The organism is Pseudomonas sp. NPDC089428, assembly GCF_044749325.1.
Classification (GTDB): domain Bacteria; phylum Pseudomonadota; class Gammaproteobacteria; order Pseudomonadales; family Pseudomonadaceae; genus Aquipseudomonas.
In genome coordinates, this window is the sequence record NZ_JBIVHT010000006.1 from 308555 (window position 1) to 327517 (window position 18963).

The window sequence follows — 18963 nt, forward strand, 5'->3', positions numbered from 1 at the left end:
CCTCAGAAGTGGATCACGCTGCGAATGCTCTTGCCTTCGTGCATCAGATCGAAGGCCTTGTTGATGTCCTCCAGGCCCATGGTGTGGGTGATGAAGGTATCCAGCGGGATCTCGCCCTTCTCGGCCATGTCCACGTAGCTTGGCAGCTCGCTGCGGCCACGCACGCCGCCGAACGCCGAACCGCGCCAGACGCGGCCGGTTACCAGCTGGAACGGGCGGGTGGCGATTTCCTGGCCGGCACCGGCGACACCGATGATCACCGACTCGCCCCAACCTTTGTGGCAGCATTCCAGGGCCGCGCGCATCAGTTGCACGTTGCCGATGCACTCGAAGGAGAAGTCCACGCCACCGTCGGTGAGGTCGACGATCACTTCCTGGATCGGGCGGTCGTAGTCTTTCGGGTTGATGCAGTCGGTGGCGCCCAGTTGGCGGGCGATCTCGAACTTGGCCGGGTTGATGTCGATGGCAATGATGCGCGAGGCCTTGGCCTTGACTGCACCGATGACTGCCGACAGGCCGATGCCGCCGAGGCCGAAGATGGCCACGGTGTCACCCGACTTGACCTTGGCGGTGTTGAGCACCGCGCCGATACCGGTGGTGACGCCGCAACCGAGCAGGCAGACCTTCTCCAGCGGTGCTTCCTTCTGGATCTTGGCCACAGAGATTTCCGGCAACACGGTGTACTCCGAGAACGTCGAAGTGCCCATGTAGTGGAACAGCTGCTGGCCCTTGTACGAGAAGCGGGTGGTGCCGTCGGGCATCAGGCCCTTGCCCTGGGTGGCGCGGATGGCCTGGCACAGGTTGGTCTTGCCCGAGAGGCAGAACTTGCACTTGCCGCATTCGGGGGTATACAGCGGGATCACGTGATCGCCCACCGCCACCGAGGTCACGCCCTCGCCCACGGCTTCGACGATCGCACCACCTTCATGGCCGAGGATCGACGGGAAGATGCCTTCCGGGTCGGCGCCGGACAGGGTGTAGGCGTCGGTGTGGCAGACGCCGCTGGCGACCACCCGCAGCAGCACCTCGCCAGCCTTGGGCATGGCCACGTCGACTTCGACGATTTCCAGGGGTTTCTTGGCCTCGAAGGCAACGGCAGCACGGGACTTGATCATCACAGGGTCTCCAGACAGTGGATCGATTCAGTCCAACAGTGTAATCCAGTTGCTTTTGAGGAATAATCCGGCCAAAGCCAAAACATTATTGCCATACAGGGATAATCCATGAGCAGCCGCTGGGAAGGCATCGACGAATTCGTCGCCGTGGCCGAGTCTGGCCAGTTCACGGCTGCGGCCGAGCGCCTGGGCGTATCTTCTTCACACATCAGCCGGCAGATCGCCCGCCTGGAAGAACGCCTGCAGACCCGCTTGCTGTACCGCAGCACCCGCCGGGTAACCTTGAGTGAAGCCGGGCAGACCTTCCTGCAGCACTGCCAGCGCTTGCAGGACGGCCGCGAGGAAGCACTGCGCGCCATGGGTGACCTGGCCAGCGAGCCCAAAGGCCTGCTGCGCATGACCTGTGCGGTGGCCTATGGCGAGCGCTTCATCGTGCCGCTGGTGACGCGCTTCATGGCGCTGTATCCGCAATTGCGGGTCGAGGTGGAACTGAGCAACCGTACCCTCGACCTGCTGCACGAAGGCATGGACCTGGCGATCCGCCTGGGCCGGCTGGCCGACTCGCGGCTTGTGGCCACGCGGCTGGCGCCGCGGCGCATGTACCTGTGCGCCTCACCTGCATACCTTGAGCGCTACGGGCGGCCCCACAGCCTGTCGGAACTGGCCCGGCACAATTGCCTGATCGGCAGCTCGGACCTGTGGGCGTTGCAGCAGGATGGCCGCGAGATCAGCCAGCGGGTGCAGGGCAACTGGCGCTGCAACAGCGGCCAGGCGGTGCTGGATGCGGCGTTGCTGGGGATGGGATTGTGCCAGTTGCCGGACTATTACGTGCTCGAACACTTGAACAGTGGCGCGCTGGTGTCATTGCTGGAGGGGCATCAGCCGCCGAATACGGCGGTGTGGGCGTTGTATCCGCAGCAACGGCACCTGTCGCCGAAGGTAAGGCGGCTGGTGGATTACTTGAAGGAAGGGTTGGCCGGTCTGCCGGAGTATCGGCAGAGCTGATGCATTGGCCTTACTGGCCTCTTCGCGGGGCAAGTCGGGGCGCCGAACCGCCGCTCCCACAGGATAGTCATCGCACCTGAAGCCGGTGCCATTCCTGTGGGAGCGGGCTTGTCCCGCGAAGAGGCCGGAGCAGGAGTAAGACGATCAGCGCCTGCCGGCCCAACGCTGGCGCAGCCACTCCAGGTCTTCCGGCCGGGTCACCTTGATGTTGTCGCTGCGCCCTTCGACCAGCCGCGGCGCCTGCCCCGACCATTCGATGGCCGACGCCTCATCGGTCACCACCACATCGGAAACCAGGCTCTCGGCCAGGGCCCGATGCAGCGCGCCCAGGCGGAACATCTGCGGCGTATAGGCCTGCCAGATGGTGCTGCGGTCCACCGTCGCACTCACCCGGCCATTGGCATCGGCCCGCTTGAGGGTGTCACGTGCCGGCACCGCCAGCAGCCCGCCGACCGGATCTTCAGCCAGCTCCGACAGCAGCTTGTCCAGGTCACTACGCGCCAGGTTCGGCCGCGCGGCATCGTGCACCAGCACCCAGTCGTCGTCCGCAGCCCCTTGGGCATGCAGCAGCAACAAGGCATTGAGCACCGAGTCGGCACGCTCGCGCCCACCGGCCGCGCGCTGGATGCGCGCATCACTGGCGCAGCGCAAGACCGGCCAGTACGGATCGTCTTCGGCAATACTGACCACCACGCCCTTGAGCGCGGGGTGATCGAGAAAACAGTCGAGGCTGTGCTCGAGGATGGTCTGCCCGGCCAGCTCCAGGTATTGCTTGGGGCGGTCGGCAGCCATGCGGGCACCGACGCCCGCAGCAGGAATCACGGCCCAGAAGGCCGGTAGTGGTTCAATCATTTTTGCGGCAGCTGGAAGAGGGTTTCGCCCTCTTTGACCATTCCCAGTTCATGACGAGCCCGTTCTTCGACGGTCTCCATACCTTTCTTCAACTCCAGCACCTCGGCATCGAGCACGCGGTTACGCTCCAGCAGCCGCTCGTTCTCGGCATGCTGTTCGTCGATCTGCTGCTTGAGCTCGGCCACTTGCGCCAGGCTGCCGTTACCCACCCAAAGGCGGTACTGCAGGCCACCAAGCAGCAGGAGCAGGACAAGGAACAACCAATAGGGACTGCGCATCAAGGTATCCAGGTTAAAGACCGCCGCACACGGGCGTCATATAGCACGAAGCCTGGCCGAGGCCAGGCTTCGTTGACAGAAACCCGCATGAAGCGTCAGAAATTTCAGTATGAAACTTCCGACAGCCTCGGCTGCTGTCTTTTTACCATCTCTTGCTTAGCCGCGAAACTCGGCACGACCACGGTAAACCGCTTTGGCGCCCAGTTGCTCTTCGATGCGCAGCAGCTGGTTGTACTTCGAGACGCGGTCGGAGCGGCACAGCGAGCCAGTCTTGATCTGGCCAGCAGCGGTACCCACGGCCAGGTCGGCGATGGTCGAGTCTTCGGTTTCACCGGAACGGTGCGAGATCACCGCGGTGTAGCCGGCGGCCTTGGCCATCTGGATGGCTTCCAGGGTCTCGGTCAGCGAGCCGATCTGGTTGAACTTGATCAGGATCGAGTTACCGATGCCCTTCTCGATGCCTTCCTTGAGGATCTTGGTGTTGGTCACGAACAGGTCGTCGCCGACCAGCTGTACCTTGGCACCGATCTTGTCGGTCAGGATCTTCCAGCCAGCCCAGTCGGACTCGTCCAGGCCATCTTCGATCGAGATGATCGGGAAGCGCTCGGTCAGGCCTTTGAGGTACTCGGCGAAACCTTCGGCGTCGAACGACTTGCCTTCACCGGACAGGTTGTACTTGCCGTCTTCGTAGAATTCGGAAGCCGCGCAATCCAGGGCCAGGGTCACGTCGGTGCCCAGCTTGTAGCCGGCTTTTTCGACCGCTTCGGCGATAGCGCCCAGAGCGTCTTCGTTGGAAGCCAGGTTCGGGGCGAAACCACCTTCGTCACCCACGGCAGTGTTCAGGCCACGGGCCTTCAGCACGGCTTTGAGGTGGTGGAAGATCTCGGTGCCCATGCGCAGGCCGTCGGAGAAGGTCTTGGCGCCAACCGGCTGAACCATGAACTCCTGGATGTCGACGTTGTTGTCGGCGTGCTCGCCACCGTTGATGATGTTCATCATCGGAACCGGCATCGAGTACTGGCCTGGGGTGCCGTTCAGGTTGGCGATGTGCGCGTACAGCGGCAGGTCCTGATCCTGTGCGGCGGCCTTGGCGGCAGCCAGCGACACGGCCAGGATGGCGTTGGCGCCCAGCTTGGCCTTGTTCTCGGTACCGTCCAGTTCGATCATGGCGCGGTCCAGGGCCTTCTGGTCAGAAGGATCCTTGCCCAGCAGCAGGTCACGGATCGGGCCGTTGATGTTGGCGACGGCCTTCAGCACGCCCTTGCCCAGGTAACGGCTCTTGTCGCCATCACGCAGCTCCAGCGCTTCGCGCGAGCCGGTGGAAGCACCGGACGGCGCGCAAGCGCTGCCGATGATGCCGTTGTCGAGCAGTACATCGGCTTCTACGGTGGGGTTGCCACGCGAATCGAGAACTTCACGACCTTTGATGTCGACGATTTTTGCCATTGTTGTAAGCACTCCAGAATTGACGAAAACAACGCAACTTTAGGGAATTCTTGCCTTGCACCAGGCGGGGACGCAGCAGGCAGGCCTGGCAGAAGCAACCCCTGACCGAGCGGTCAGGGGTAGATCGGGGCGTACTTTACCCGAGAAATGAGCCTTGCGCGGCTTTAACCGTCGGAAAACTCATCAAAGACCTGAAAAAATCAGGCCTTGTTCTTCTGGGCCAGGGCCGCCTTGACGAAGCCGCTGAACAGCGGGTGACCGTCACGCGGGGTGGAGGTGAACTCCGGGTGGAACTGGCAGGCCACGAACCATGGGTGGTCCTTGGACTCGACGACTTCGACCAGCGCGCCGTCTTCGGAACGACCGGAAACCACCAGGCCAGCTTCAACCAGCTGCGGCAGCAGGTTGTTGTTGACTTCGTAACGGTGACGGTGACGCTCGGTGATCACGTCCTTGCCGTAGCAGTCGTGCACCTTGGAACCAGCAGCCAGCTGGCAGTCCTGCGCGCCCAGGCGCATGGTGCCACCCAGGTCGGACGCTTCGGTACGGGTCTCGACGGCACCGGTGGCATCTGCCCACTCGGTGATCAGGCCGACTACCGGGTGGCCGCTGTTGCGGTCGAACTCGGTGGAGTTGGCGTCTTTCCAGCCCATCACGTTACGAGCGAACTCGATCACGGCCACTTGCATCCCCAGGCAGATGCCCAGGTACGGGACCTTGTTCTCACGGGCGTACTGCACCGCAGTGATCTTGCCTTCCACGCCACGCAGGCCGAAACCGCCCGGCACCAGAATGGCGTCGGCGCCTTCGAGCAGGCTGGTGCCCTGGTTCTCGATGTCTTCGGAATCGATGTAACGCAGGTTGACCTTGGTACGGTTGGTGATGCCGGCGTGGCTCATCGCTTCGATCAGCGACTTGTACGCGTCCAGCAGTTCCATGTACTTGCCGACCATGGCGATGGTCACTTCCTGCTCAGGGTTGAGCTTGGCATCGACCACCTTGTCCCACTCGGACAGGTCAGCGCTGTTGCACTGCAGGCCGAAGCGCTCGACGACGAAGTCGTCCAGGCCCTGGGCGTGCAGCACGCCTGGGATCTTGTAGATGGTGTCGACGTCTTCCAGCGAAATCACCGCACGCTCTTCGACGTTGGTGAACAGCGCGATCTTGCGGCGCGACGAGGCGTCGACCGGGTGGTCGGAACGGCAGATCAGCACGTCAGGCTGCAGGCCGATGGAGCGCAGCTCCTTGACCGAGTGCTGGGTCGGCTTGGTCTTGGTCTCGCCAGCGGTAGCGATGTACGGCACCAGAGTCAGGTGCATCAGCATGGCGCGCTTGGAGCCGACTTCGACGCGCAGCTGGCGGATGGCCTCGAGGAACGGCTGCGACTCGATGTCACCCACGGTACCGCCGATTTCCACCAGGGCCACGTCGGCATCGCCAGCGCCCTTGATGATGCGACGCTTGATCTCGTCGGTGATGTGCGGGATGACCTGGATGGTCGCACCCAGGTAGTCACCACGGCGTTCCTTACGCAGCACGTGCTCGTAGATACGGCCGGTGGTGAAGTTGTTGTTCTGGGTCATGGTGGTGCGGATGAACCGCTCGTAGTGGCCCAGGTCGAGGTCGGTTTCGGCGCCATCGTGGGTGACGAACACTTCACCATGCTGGAACGGGCTCATGGTGCCCGGATCGACGTTGATGTACGGATCCAGCTTGAGCATGGTGACCTTCAGGCCCCGCGCTTCCAGGATGGCCGCCAGGGAAGCCGAGGCAATGCCTTTCCCCAATGAAGAAACAACACCGCCCGTGACGAATATGTAGCGCGTCATGAAAAACCCTAGAAGTCTGCGTTAAGGCGGCCAGCGCCGCCGGAGAAAGCGAAGGAAGGCCGAAGCCCCCGATCACCTGCGTCAATCACAGTGCATCTCGAAAAACTGCCGCGTCTGTACAGACCAGGGGTATCCCCGGCATGGAGCTCGCTCGTCATTTCCAGAATCAGCCCAGCAAAAAACTGCTTGGTAATCGGCAACCGCTGTGTTTCCGGGGAAGCCACAGAAGTTGTATCAAGAAGGGAGGGTAGTCTACCGGAATGTACCCTTCAGCTCAAACCTTGCGCGTTCGTCGGCAGCTGCCAGTGAAGCTGGCAATCGGCCTGCGCCAGCGAAGGCAGATTGGCCACCGCCAGCAAGCGCTCGCCGCAATATAGCAACGGCAGCCGCGGGCGCACGAAGTGCGGGACCTGCAGCTCATTGAGCAGGCGCTTGAGGTCGCGCCGACCACGGCCGGGGAGGTCCAGCACTTCGCCACCCTGGCGATAGGCGATACGCAGTTCGCCCTGCGGCGCGGCGCCTTCAAGGCGCACACTGCCATTGCCCGGCAGTGCCAGAGCCGCCCCGGGGTCGGCCCAGATGCACTCAGCCGTGGGTTGCTGCAGCCAATCGCCACTCAACCACCAGATGCGGCCATGACTGCGCAGCAACCGACCATCGGCAAGCCGCCAGATCGGCTGCGCATCTTCCGCAGCATCGCGCAGATCCGCCCAGCCTGCCCAATGGCGGGTATCAGGCAAGCGGGTTCGCTGGCTCAGCCAATACTGCAGGGCATTGCGCTGCCGGGCAGGTGACAAGCAGGTGAGCGCTGCCAGATCGAGCGACGGCATGGCCGCCCAGGCTGGCGCTGCGCCCTCCCCGGCCGTGGCCAGATCGCCCTGCGCCAGTTCGTCGAGCAGGCCCAGCGCCTCCCCCACATGCTCTGCACAACGGGCGATGTTCTGGCTGGCCTGCGGCCAACGCTGCTGCAATGGCGGGAACACCTCTGCGCGCAGATAGTTACGGTCGAAGGTGGTATCAACGTTCGTCGGGTCTTCGATCCACACCAGCCGATTGGCCTGGGCGTAGTCATGCAACTGCTGACGCGAAGTGGCCAGCAATGGCCGAACCAGGCTGCCCTGCCCCAACGGTCGCTGCGCAGGCATTGCCGCCAGGCCACGCAAGCCGGCGCCGCGCAGCAGGCGAAAGAGCAAGGTTTCAGCCTGGTCGTCGCGGTGCTGGGCGGTGAACAGGATTTCGCCGGGACCAAGGATCTGCTTGAAGGCGGCATAACGGGCGTCGCGGGCGGCCTGTTCGAGGCTGGCGCCGGGGGAGACCTGGACGTGGAGGACCTGGAGTTCGATGCCGAGCTGGTCGCAGATGGCTTGACAGTGGGCGGGCCAGGCGTCGGCGGCGGATTGCAGGCCGTGGTGGATGTGCAGGGCGCGCAGCGGCGGGGTTGCATGGCTGCGGGCGTGGTCGGCCAGAAGGTGCAGGAGGACGGTGGAGTCAAGGCCGCCAGAGAAGGCGATGTACCAGGTAGGGGCGTTCAGCCAGGGGGTGAGGTTAATCATTGAGGCCTCACTTGGCTTGAGATTGCCGGGGGTGCTTTGCACCCCATTCGCGGGGCAAGCCCGCTCCCACAGGAGATTGCGAAACCTTGTGGGAGCGGGCTTGCCCCGCGAATGGGCCGCAGAGCGGCCCCGGCGTTCTATCAGAGGCCGTAGCTCATCAGGCGGTCGTAACGACGGGCCAGCAGCGCGTCGTGGTCGAGCTTGCCGAGCATGTCCAGCTGCTGCACCAGGTCGGCACGGATGCTTTCGGACATTTTCGCCGGGTCGCGGTGGGCGCCGCCCAGCGGTTCCTGGATGACCTTGTCGACGATGTTCAGGCTCTTCAGGCGCTCGGCGGTGATGCCCATGGCTTCAGCGGCGTCGGCAGCCTTGTCGGCAGTCTTCCACAGGATCGAGGCGCAGCCTTCCGGCGAGATTACCGAGTAGGTGGAGTACTGCAGCATGTTCAACTGGTCGCACACGCCGATGGCCAGCGCACCGCCGGAACCACCCTCACCGATCACGGTGGCGATGATCGGGGTCTTCAGGCGCGCCATGACGCGCAGGTTCCAGGCGATTGCCTCGCTCTGGTTGCGCTCTTCGGCATCGATGCCCGGGTAGGCGCCCGGAGTGTCGATGAAGGTCAGGATCGGCATCTTGAAGCGCTCGGCCATTTCCATCAGGCGGCAGGCCTTGCGGTAGCCTTCAGGGCGCGGCATGCCGAAGTTGCGGCGTACCTTCTCACGCACTTCACGGCCCTTCTGGTGGCCGATGACCATCACTGGCTTGCCGTCCAGGCGGGCGGTACCACCGACGATGGCAGCGTCATCGGAGAAGTGGCGGTCGCCATGCAGTTCTTCGAACTCGGTGAAGATGTGCTCCAGGTAGTCCAGGGTGTATGGACGACGTGGGTGACGGGCCAGGCGGGCGATCTGCCAGCTGGTCAGGTTGCCGAAGATGCTTTCGGTGAGGGTGTTGCTCTTGTCTTGCAGACGGGCAATTTCATCGCTGATGTTCAGCGAGTTGTCGTTGCCTACCAGGCGCAGGCCTTCGATCTTGGCTTGCAGGTCGGCAATCGGCTGTTCGAAATCGAGAAAATTCGGGTTCATAGTCATCCGTCTTGGGTCTACGGCCAGGCGGCCGGCCGGTTGATCCGTTTGGCGCCCTACCTTAAGGGATCAGGCGCATATAGGTCGAGATTAAATTTCGTCGATTCAACGATATTGCAGGAAGACGTTCTCACGCCCGAACTGGTCACGCAGTGCCTGAATCAGGCCGTCGGCCGGGTCGATCGACCACTGCTCACCGAACTGCAACATGGCCTTGGCATCGCTGCCGGTGTACTCCAGGGTGATCGGGCAGGCACCACGATGGCGGGTGATCAGCTCGCCCAGCCACTTGAGGCGATCACCCTTGAGCGCCTCGTGTGCCACCTTGAGGCGCAGGCTCTCGGCCAGCTTGGTGCGCGCGTCCTCCATGGTCATCACCTGCTTCACCCGCAGGCGCAGGCCACCGGAGAAGTCATCGTTACTGACTTCGCCTTCGACCACCACCATGGCGTCAGTCTGCAGCAAGGATTGTGCCGCCATGAAGGCATCGGCAAACAATGACGCTTCGATACGCCCGGATCGGTCGTCCAGGGTGACGAAGCCCATCTTGTCGCCCTTCTTGTTCTTCATCACCCGCAGGGCAATGATCATCCCGGCAATGGTCTGGGTCTCGCGCGACGGCTTGAGGTCTATGATGCGCTGACGGGCGAAACGGCGGATCTCGGCTTCATATTCATCGATCGGGTGACCGGTGAGATACAGGCCCAAGGTGTCCTTCTCGCCCTTCAGGCGCTCCTTGAGGGTCAGTTCGCGAACCTTGCGGTGGTTGGCGTAGACGTCGACATCCGGCGCGTCGAACATGCCGCCGAACAGGTCGACGTGGCCACTGTCAGCGGTATGCGCCGCCTGTTCGGCGGCCTTGATGGCCTCGCCCAGCGCCGACAGCAAGGTGGCACGGTTGAGGTCGATGTTGGCGTGGTAAGCCTTGATCTCATCATGGAAGTGCGGGCCCAGGCGGTCCAGCGCACCACTGCGGATCAAGGCATCGAGGGTACGCTTGTTGACCCGTTTCAGGTCGATGCGCTCGCAGAAGTCGAACAGGTCCTTGAACGGGCCACCTTGGGCACGCGCCTCGACGATGGCCTCCACCGGGCCCTCACCGACGCCCTTGATCGCACCCAGGCCGTAGACGATGCGGCCGTCGTTGTTGACGGTGAACTTGAAGTCGGAGAAGTTCACGTCCGGCGCATCGAGGCGCAGCTTCATGCTGCGCACTTCCTCGACCAGCACCACCACCTTGTCGGTGTTGTGCATGTCCGCCGAGAGTACGGCCGCCATGAACGCCGCCGGGTGGTGGGTCTTCAGCCAGGCCGTCTGGTACGACACCAGGCCATAGGCGGCGGAGTGGGATTTGTTGAAGCCGTAGCCGGCGAACTTTTCCACCAGGTCGAAGATGTTACCGGCCAGGTCCGCATCGATATTGTTGTTGGCACAACCCTCGATGAAACCACCGCGTTGCTTGGCCATCTCCTCGGGCTTTTTCTTACCCATCGCACGGCGCAACATGTCGGCGCCGCCGAGGGTGTAACCTGCCATCACCTGGGCAATCTGCATCACCTGTTCCTGGTACAGGATGATGCCGTAGGTGGGTGCCAGTACCGGCTTCAGGCCTTCGTACTGGTAGTCCGGGTGCGGGTACGCCAGCTCGGCGCGGCCGTGCTTGCGGTTGATGAAGTCGTCCACCATGCCCGATTGCAGCGGGCCTGGGCGGAACAGCGCCACCAGTGCGATAAGGTCTTCCAGGCAGTCTGGCTTGAGCTTCTTGATCAGCTCTTTCATGCCCCGCGATTCAAGCTGGAACACCGCCGTGGTTTCAGCCTTCTGCAACAGCTCGTAAGTCTTGCGATCGTCCAGCGGGATGAAGTCGATGTTGACGTCGGGCAGGTTCTTCTTGGCCTGCTCGCGGTTGATGATCTCCATTGCCCACTTGATGATGGTCAGGGTGCGCAGGCCGAGGAAGTCGAACTTAACCAGGCCGGCAGCCTCGACGTCATCCTTGTCGAACTGGGTTACCAAGCCGCCGCCCTCTTCGTCACAGGCGATCGGCGAGAAGTCGGTGAGCTTGGTCGGGGCGATGACCACACCACCGGCGTGCTTGCCGGTACCGCGCGTCACGCCCTCGAGCTTCAGGGCCATGTCCCAGATTTCGCGGGCGTCTTCGTCACCCTTGAGGAAGTCACGCAGGATTTCTTCCTGCTCGTAGGCCTTCTCCAGGGTCATGCCCACTTCGAACGGGATCATCTTCGACAGGCGGTCAGCCAGGCCGTAGGACTTGCCCTGTACCCGCGCCACGTCTCGGACCACCGCCTTCGCCGCCATGGTGCCGAAGGTGATGATCTGGCTGACCGCGTTACGGCCATAGGCTTCGGCCACGTAATCGATCACCCGGTCACGGCCATCCATGCAGAAGTCGACGTCGAAGTCGGGCATGGAAATACGTTCCGGGTTGAGGAAGCGCTCGAACAGCAGGTCGTAGGCCAACGGGTCGAGGTCGGTGATCTTCAGCACGTAGGCCACCAGCGAGCCGGCACCCGAACCCCGGCCCGGGCCGACCGGCACGCCGTTATTCTTGGCCCACTTGATGAAGTCCATAACGATCAGGAAGTAACCGGGGAAACCCATCTGGATGATGATGTCCAGCTCGAACTTCAGTCGGTCCAGGTAGACCTGGCGCTTCTCTTCGTAATTGGGCGTGGTCTCTTTTGGCCAAAGCACCGCCAGGCGCTCTTCCAGGCCCTCATGGGACACATGCCGCAAATAGTCATCGATGCCCATGCCATTGGGCGTAGGGAAGTCAGGCAGGAAGTATTTGCCCAACTGCACCTGGATGTTGCAACGCTTGGCGATCTCGACGGTGTTGGCAATGGCGTCGGGCAGGTCGCTGAACAGCTCGGCCATTTCCTCGGCCGACTTCAGGTACTGCTGGTCGCTATAGCAACGCGGCCGGCGTGGATCGTCGAGTGTCCAGCCCTCACCGATGCAGACGCGGGTTTCATGGGCGTCGAAGTCGGACTGCTTGATGAAGCGCACGTCGTTGGTGGCCACCAGCGGCGCACCAAGCTGGTCGGCCAGGGCCACGGCGGCGTGCACATATTCCTCGTCACCGGCGCGGTTGGTGCGCTGCACTTCGACATAGAAACGTTCCGGGAACATGCCCATCCAGTCGCGCAGCAGGTGCTCAGCTTCTTCCTGCCGACCGTTCATCAGGGCCATGCCGATATCGCCTTCCTTGCCGGCGGACAGGGCAATCAGCCCTTCGCTGGCGGGAGCGATCCACTCGCGCTGGAGGATCACCAGGCCGTTGCGCTGGCCATCGGTCCAGCCACGGGAGATCAACTCGGTGAGGTTGCGATAGCCCTTGGGGTTCATGGCCAGGAAGCAGATGCGCGACAGCGGTGCTTCCGGATCGGCACCGGCCAGCCACAGGTCGGCACCGCAGATCGGCTTGATACCCGCGCCCATGGCAGTCTTGTAGAACTTGACCAGCGAGCACATGTTGCTCTGGTCGGTGATCGCCACCGCCGGCATGTTCATTCCCGCCAGCGCCTTGGCCAGCGGCTTGATCCGCACCAGGCCGTCTACCAGCGAGAATTCGGAGTGGACGCGCAGGTGAACGAAGGGAACCGACATGGAAAGTCCTGTAGCAGTGCTGAACGACAAGGGCGGGATTGTAGCGTAATTGCGAGGGGGATTTGCGGCTGCTTCGCAACACGATCTCTGTAGGAGCGGCTTTAGCCGCGAACCAGACGCCGCGGTGCATGGCACCGGCTGCGCCGGTGTTCGCGGCTAAAGCCGCTCCTACACGGGCGAGCGGGCCGCGAGACGGCCCTTGTGCGTCAGATCAGGGAATCGGTGACGCTTTCGCGGGCTTCCCAGGCGGCCCGCACCGGGGCGAAGGAACGCCGATGAATGGGCGTTGGCCCAAGACGCGCCAGGGCTTCGAGGTGCACCGGCGTCGGGTAGCCCTTGTGCCCGCCTATCCCGTACCCGGGGTAGATCAGCTCGAACGCGCTCATCTCCCGGTCACGGGTCACCTTGGCCAGGATCGATGCTGCGGCAATTGCGGGCACCTGGCTATCGCCCTTGACCACTGGCGCAGCTGGCACCGCCAGTTTAGGGCAACGGTTACCGTCGATCAGTGCCAGCTTTGGGGTCACGTGCAGCCCCTCCACCGCTCGCTGCATGGCCAGCATGGTGGCCTGCAGGATGTTCAGCCGGTCGATTTCCTCGACTTCGGCGCGGGCGATGCAGAAGCTCAGGGCTTTTTCGCAGATCTCGTCGAACAGCGCTTCGCGCTTGGCTTCGGTAAGTTTCTTCGAATCGTTCAGGCCGAGAATCGGCCGAGCCGGGTCGAGGATCACCGCCGCCGTGACCACCGCACCGCACAGCGGGCCGCGGCCGACTTCGTCAACGCCGGCGACCAGGTCTTCTACCAGGTTGAAGTCCAGTCCAATCTGCATGTCAGCGGTCCTTGAGCAAGGCCAGCACCGCGTCGGCCGCCTGGTTGGAGGCGTCGCGGCGCAGCGTACGGTGAATCTCGTCGAAGCGTTCGGTCTGCTGGGCACCGTCGGTGACCAGCGGCGCCAGGGTCTGTGCCAGGGCTTCGCTGGTCGCGGCATCCTGCAGCAGCTCAGGCACCAGCTCGCGCTGTGCCAGCAGATTGGGCAGCGACACGTAGGGGCTTTTCACCAGACGCTTGAGAATCCAGTAGGTCAATGGCGCCAGGCGATAGGCCACGACCATCGGGCGCTTGTACAGCAGAGCCTCCAGCGTGGCGGTGCCGGAAGCGATCAGCACCGCGTCACAGGCTGCCAACGCCCTGTGCGATTGGCCATCGAGCATGGTCAACGGCAGATCGCGGCCTTCGAGCATCTGCTCGACCTGGGCACGACGCGCCGCGTTGGCGCACGGCAACACAAAACGCACGCCGGGCACCAGCTCACACAGGCGCTGGGCGGCGTCGAGGAACAGCGCCCCAAGGCGCCCCACCTCACCACCTCGGCTACCCGGCATCAACGCAACCACCGGGCCATCAGCCAGGCCCAGCTCGATGCGCGCTGCCTGACGGTCTGCCGCCAACGGAATGGTATCGGCCAACGGGTGGCCGACGAACCGCACCGGTACGCCCTGCTCTTCATAGAAACGGGCTTCGAACGGCAACAGCGTAAGCATCAGGTCGCAGCCTTCGCGGATCTTCAGCACGCGCTTCTGCCGCCACGCCCAGACCGACGGGCTGACGTAATGTACGGTCTTGATCCCAGCCTGACGCAGTTTCAGCTCGATATTGAGGGTGAAATCGGGGGCGTCGATGCCGATGAACACATCGGGCTTTTCGCCGATCAGGGTCTGGATCAGCGCCTTGCGCCGCTTGAGCAGCTCACGCAGGCGCCCCAGCACTTCGACCAGGCCCATGACCGCGAGGCGCTCCATGGGGAAGTACGACTGCAGGCCTTCGGCCTCCATCAGCGGGCCACCCACACCGATGAAACGCACATCGGGATGACGCGCCTTGAGGGCGCGCATCAGACCGGAACCGAGAATATCGCCGCTGGCCTCACCCGCTACCAGGGCTACGCAAAGCTGCGCCATGTCAGCGGGTAATGCCGCGAGCGGAGTTCACGATCGACTGGCGGAACAGCTCGACCTGCTCGTGCTTGGCGGCCAGCTCGTCCAGTTCCTTGATCGCCTCTTCCACCGTCAGGCCCTGGCGATAGACGATCTTGTAGGAACGGCGCAGCGCATGGATGACCTCGTCACTGAAGCCACGGCGGCGCATGCCTTCGAAGTTCATGCTGCGGGCTTCGGCAGGGCTGCCGAATACCGTGACGAAGGCCGGCACGTCCTTGCCGATCGCCGTGCCCATGCCAGAGAACGCATGGGCGCCGATATGGCAGTACTGATGCACCAGGGTGAAACCGGACAGGATCGCCCAGTCGCCCACGTGCACATGCCCGGCCAGGGCGGTGTTGTTGACCAGGATGCAATGGTTGCCGATGACGCTGTCGTGGCCGATGTGGGCATAGGCCATGATCAGGTTGTGATCACCCAGGGTGGTTTCCGCGCGGTCCTGGACCGTGCCACGGTGAATGGTCACACCTTCGCGGATCACGTTGTGGTCACCGATCACCAGGCGCGTCGGCTCACCCTTGTACTTGAGGTCAGGGGTGTCTTCGCCAATCGAGGAAAACTGGTAGATGCGGTTGTGCTTGCCAATCCGGGTCGGCCCCTTGAGCACCACGTGCGGGCCAATCACAGTGCCTTCGCCGATTTCGACATCAGGGCCGACGATCGACCACGGGCCAACCTCGACGCCATCGGCCAGCTTGGCCGACGGATCGATGATCGCCCGCGGATCAATCGAACTCATAGGGAGCGTTCCGCGCAGGTGATTTCAGCCGAGCAGACCGGTTTGCCATCGACCAGGGCACGGCACTCGAACTTCCAGATCATGCTCTTGCGGCTGAGGAACTTGGCTTCCAGCACCAGCTGATCACCTGGCAGAACAGGCTGGCGGAAGCGCAGTTTGTCGGAACCGACGAAGTAGTACAGGGTGCCATCGGCCGGCTTGGCATCGAGCATCTTGAAACCAAGGATACCGGCCGCCTGGGCCATGGCTTCGATGATCAGGACGCCCGGCATGATCGGGTGCGCCGGGAAATGGCCATTGAAGAACGGCTCGTTGATGCTGACATTCTTGTAGGCACGAATGCTCTGGGCCTCGAAGTCCAGATCCGTCACGCGATCTACCAGCAGGAACGGGTAGCGGTGAGGCAGGTATTCGCGAATCTCGTTGATGTCCATCATTTCGGGGGGAAGCCTGTAATAAGAATAGGGAGCGCAGGTGCTGACCACACGCTCCTTTTGCAATCCAAAGAGGAGCCAGCTAGCGACTGTTCACTCTTGCTCAGGAAATGGTATCAGCCTTCTGATGTCGGCTGGCCACCTGAGGTCACGGTATCGACACGTTTTTCCAGCTGCTGGAGACGCTTGGCCATGTCATCGAGCTGGCGGATACGCGCCGCGCTCTTGCGCCAGTCAGCCAGGGGCTGCATGGCCGTGCCGGATGAATAGGAACCTGGCTCGGTGATCGAACGGGTCACCATGGTCATCCCGGAGACGAATACGTTATCGCAGATATCGATATGCCCCACCAGGCCAACGCCACCCGCCAGCATGCAATGCTTGCCGATGCGCGCACTGCCCGAGATCCCGACACAGGCGGCCATGGCCGTGTGATCACCGATCTGCACGTTGTGGGCGATCTGGATCTGGTTGTCGAGTTTGACCCCATCACCAATACGGGTATCAGACAGCGCGCCACGGTCAACGGCAGTGTTGACGCCGATTTCCACGTCATCGCCAATGGTGACGCCGCCAATCTGGGCAATCTTGCGCCAGATGCCCTTCTCGTTGGCGAAACCGAAGCCCTCGCCACCGATCACGGCACCCGACTGGATGACCACACGCTTGCCAATGGTCACGTCGTGATACAGCGTGACTCGCGGTGCCAGCCAGCCGCCTTCACCGACCACGCAACGGGCACCGATGAAGCAATGTGCGCCGATGCTGACATTGGCGTCGATGCGTGCACCGCTTTCGATGACCGCGAACGGCCCGATACTGGCACTGGCATCTACCTGGGCATCATCCGCCACCACGGCGCTGGGATGAATACCCGCCACAGCCTTGGGTTTGGGGTCGAACAGGTGGGAAATGCGCGCATAAGCCAGGTACGGGTCGGCCACGATCAGGGCATTGCCGGCAAAGCCTTCGGCGTCCGCAGCCTTGAGCAGCACCGCAGCGGCCTGGCAGTTGTCCAGGTATTTGCGGTACTGCGGGTTGGCGAGGAAGCTCAATTGACCGGGGCCGGCCTCTTGCAAGGTAGCCAGCCCGGTAATCTGCAGCGCCTCAGGGCCTTTGAGTGTGGCCCCGAGGGCCTCGGCCAGCTGGCCGAGCGTCATGGTCACGGTCATATCAACGCGCTTGGTTCATGCGCTCGATGACTTGGCGGGTGATGTCGTACTGAGGTTTGACATCGATGACCGCGCCGCGCTCGAGAACCAGGTCGTAGCCGCCCTTCTTGATCACTTCCTCGACAGCGCCGTCCAGCTTCGGCTTGAGCTGCTTGAGCATGTCGCGGTCAGCAACAGCCTTGGCCTCGTTCAGCTCCTTGGACTGGAACTGGAAGTCACGGGCTTTTTGCTTGAACTCGAGCTCCAGGCGCTCACGCTCCTGCTGCTGCATCTTGTCGCCGCCCTTGATCAGACGGTCCTGGATGCCCTTGGCGCTGCTTTCCAGGCTTTTCAGCTTGGTCAGTTGCGGGCCGAACTTCTTCTCGGCATCGACCGCGTACTTCTTGGCGGCATCGGATTCGAGCAGGGCCATCTGATAGTTCAGCACGGCAACCTTCATTTCGGCGAAAGCCGGGGTGGCGACCAGCGCCGCGGCCACTACGGCCAGTTGAGCCAATTTACGCACGATGCACTCCTGGAAAAACCGTTGTCGTTAAGCAAGGGCCGACCTTAGAAGGTCTGGCCCAGAGAGAATTGGAACACCTGGGTATCGGCATCGCTCGGCTTCTTGACCGGCATCGCCAGGCTGAAGCTCAACGGGCCCAAGGCAGTAATCCAGGTCACACCCAGGCCGACCGAACTGGCCATGCCCGAGAACCCGACCTTTTCGCAATCCGGTTTGCTGCCGCAATTGGTGTCGAACACGTTACCCACATCCCAGAACACGGAGGTACGCAGCGAACGCTGGTCCTTGACGAACGGCAGCGGGAACAGCAATTCAACACCACCTTGCACCAGCACGTTACCGCCGAACGGCAACGGATCCTGATCCGGGTCGGCAATGGTACCCGGGTTCTTGCCGGTACTTGGTGTACTGCGTGGGCCCAGGCTGCTGTCCTTGAAGCCACGGACAGAGTTGAAACCACCCGCGTAGTAGTTCTCGTAGAACGGCAGGCCCGAAGTGCTACCGAAACCATCACCATAGCCCAGTTCGGTGTGCAGGCGCAGGGTGTAGTCGTTGGTGATCGGCTTGAACAGCTGGCCGCGGTAGTCGAGCTTGTAGAACGACAGGTCGCTGCCCGGAATGGTGCTCTCGAGCGTCAGGCTCTGGGAGTGACCGCGGGTCGCCAGTACACCTTTGTTCAGGGTCGACTCGGACCAGCCGATCGAGGCCTTGAAGTTGGTGAAGCTGTCGCCTTCCTGCTTGAGGAAGTCGAAGATCTCGTCAACGGTGTACTTACCGGTCTTGATCTTGTCCTGCTGAACGCTCAGGCCATAGGTCAGGCGCGATGTTTCGCTGATCGGGTAGCCGAGGCTGACACCGGCACCCAGGCTGTCTACGGCATAGCTGGCCACGTCGACGTCAAGGTCGCTGTAGTCGGTGCTGCGGTAGAAGGCGTTGTAGCCCAGGCTCACGCCGTCGGCCGTGAAGTAGGGGTCAACGAAGCCGAAGTTGTAACGGGTCTGGTATTGCGAACGGGTCAGGCCGATGGACACCTTGTTGCCGGTACCGAGGAAGTTGCTCTGGCTGATCGAACCGCCCAGGATCAGGCCGGCGCTCTGGGCAAAGCCGACGCTGGCGGTGATCGAGCCGGAGGCTTGCTCCTCAACGCTGTAGTTGACGTCGACCTGGTCGTCGGTGCCTGGCACTGCCGGGGTTTCGACGTTGACTTCCTTGAAGAAGCCCAGGCGCTCCAGACGGGTCTTGGACTGGTCGATCAGGTAGGTCGACGCCCAGCCACCTTCCATCTGGCGCATTTCACGGCGCAGCACTTCGTCTTCGGT

The 18963-nt window shown here is 62.7% G+C and carries 16 protein-coding genes; 1 reads left to right on the forward strand and 15 read right to left on the reverse strand.

Translation table 11 applies throughout. The features are described from left to right. Nucleotides 1-2 precede the first annotated feature (2 nt). Nucleotides 3-1115 (reverse strand): S-(hydroxymethyl)glutathione dehydrogenase/class III alcohol dehydrogenase, encoded by a 1113-nt coding sequence (locus tag ACIPZ5_RS14695; RefSeq protein WP_400809351.1) that lies wholly within the window; start codon nucleotides 1113-1115, stop codon nucleotides 3-5. Nucleotides 1116-1223: 108 nt separating this feature from the next. Here ACIPZ5_RS14695 and ACIPZ5_RS14700 point away from each other — a divergent pair, with 108 nt between their 5' ends. After that, nucleotides 1224-2120, forward strand: coding sequence for a LysR substrate-binding domain-containing protein (locus tag ACIPZ5_RS14700; protein WP_261942970.1), 897 nt, complete (start codon nucleotides 1224-1226; stop codon nucleotides 2118-2120). A gap of 144 nt (nucleotides 2121-2264) precedes the next feature. Here ACIPZ5_RS14700 and ispD read toward each other — a convergent pair whose 3' ends face one another. From ispD to bamA, 14 genes are all read right to left on the reverse strand, one after another. Next, entirely contained in the window at nucleotides 2265-2972 is a 708-nt protein-coding gene (ispD, locus tag ACIPZ5_RS14705; protein ID WP_261942969.1) for a 2-C-methyl-D-erythritol 4-phosphate cytidylyltransferase, read from the reverse strand. Continuing rightward, nucleotides 2969-3250 (reverse strand): cell division protein FtsB, encoded by a 282-nt coding sequence (gene ftsB / locus ACIPZ5_RS14710; RefSeq protein WP_023534037.1) that lies wholly within the window; start codon nucleotides 3248-3250, stop codon nucleotides 2969-2971. Before ftsB ends, ispD begins: the two co-directional genes overlap by 4 nt. A 156-nt stretch (nucleotides 3251-3406) precedes the next feature. Then, nucleotides 3407-4696 carry a phosphopyruvate hydratase gene (gene eno / locus ACIPZ5_RS14715; RefSeq protein ID WP_176506548.1) on the reverse strand — a complete coding sequence of 430 codons (1290 nt, stop codon included), beginning with the start codon at nucleotides 4694-4696 and terminating at the stop codon, nucleotides 3407-3409. 200 nt (nucleotides 4697-4896) lie between these two features. Further along, nucleotides 4897-6525 carry a CTP synthase gene (locus ACIPZ5_RS14720; RefSeq protein ID WP_400809354.1) on the reverse strand — a complete coding sequence of 543 codons (1629 nt, stop codon included), beginning with the start codon at nucleotides 6523-6525 and terminating at the stop codon, nucleotides 4897-4899. A 269-nt stretch (nucleotides 6526-6794) separates the two neighbouring features. After that, nucleotides 6795-8078 carry a tRNA lysidine(34) synthetase TilS gene (gene tilS / locus ACIPZ5_RS14725; RefSeq protein ID WP_400809356.1) on the reverse strand — a complete coding sequence of 428 codons (1284 nt, stop codon included), beginning with the start codon at nucleotides 8076-8078 and terminating at the stop codon, nucleotides 6795-6797. Between the two features lie 140 nt (nucleotides 8079-8218). Then, nucleotides 8219-9166, reverse strand: a complete 948-nt coding sequence (gene accA / locus ACIPZ5_RS14730; protein WP_015269200.1) for an acetyl-CoA carboxylase carboxyl transferase subunit alpha — start codon at nucleotides 9164-9166, stop codon at nucleotides 8219-8221. Between the two features lie 105 nt (nucleotides 9167-9271). Continuing rightward, the gene (gene dnaE, locus ACIPZ5_RS14735) at nucleotides 9272-12796 is read right to left on the reverse strand and encodes a DNA polymerase III subunit alpha (RefSeq protein WP_400809359.1); all 3525 of its coding nucleotides are present in this window, start codon (nucleotides 12794-12796) and stop codon (nucleotides 9272-9274) included. A gap of 206 nt (nucleotides 12797-13002) precedes the next feature. After that, nucleotides 13003-13626, reverse strand: a complete 624-nt coding sequence (gene rnhB, locus ACIPZ5_RS14740) for a ribonuclease HII (protein ID WP_343598592.1) — start codon at nucleotides 13624-13626, stop codon at nucleotides 13003-13005. A gap of 1 nt (nucleotide 13627) precedes the next feature. Continuing rightward, nucleotides 13628-14755, reverse strand: a complete 1128-nt coding sequence (gene lpxB, locus ACIPZ5_RS14745; RefSeq protein ID WP_343598591.1) for a lipid-A-disaccharide synthase — start codon at nucleotides 14753-14755, stop codon at nucleotides 13628-13630. 1 nt (nucleotide 14756) lies between these two features. Beyond that, nucleotides 14757-15533, reverse strand: a complete 777-nt coding sequence (lpxA, locus tag ACIPZ5_RS14750) for an acyl-ACP--UDP-N-acetylglucosamine O-acyltransferase (RefSeq protein WP_085675614.1) — start codon at nucleotides 15531-15533, stop codon at nucleotides 14757-14759. Then, on the reverse strand, nucleotides 15530-15970 hold the full coding sequence (gene fabZ, locus ACIPZ5_RS14755) for a 3-hydroxyacyl-ACP dehydratase FabZ (RefSeq protein ID WP_003252314.1): 441 nt from the start codon (nucleotides 15968-15970) through the stop codon (nucleotides 15530-15532). The genes lpxA and fabZ overlap by 4 nt, the downstream gene beginning before the upstream one ends. A 113-nt stretch (nucleotides 15971-16083) precedes the next feature. Then, on the reverse strand, nucleotides 16084-17139 hold the full coding sequence (gene lpxD, locus ACIPZ5_RS14760; RefSeq protein ID WP_400809362.1) for a UDP-3-O-(3-hydroxymyristoyl)glucosamine N-acyltransferase: 1056 nt from the start codon (nucleotides 17137-17139) through the stop codon (nucleotides 16084-16086). A gap of 1 nt (nucleotide 17140) precedes the next feature. Continuing rightward, nucleotides 17141-17644, reverse strand: a complete 504-nt coding sequence (locus tag ACIPZ5_RS14765; RefSeq protein WP_003252311.1) for an OmpH family outer membrane protein — start codon at nucleotides 17642-17644, stop codon at nucleotides 17141-17143. A 44-nt stretch (nucleotides 17645-17688) separates the two neighbouring features. Continuing rightward, nucleotides 17689-18963, reverse strand: a 1275-nt coding sequence (gene bamA, locus ACIPZ5_RS14770; protein WP_400809364.1) for an outer membrane protein assembly factor BamA, incomplete at its 5' end; no start/stop codon positions are given.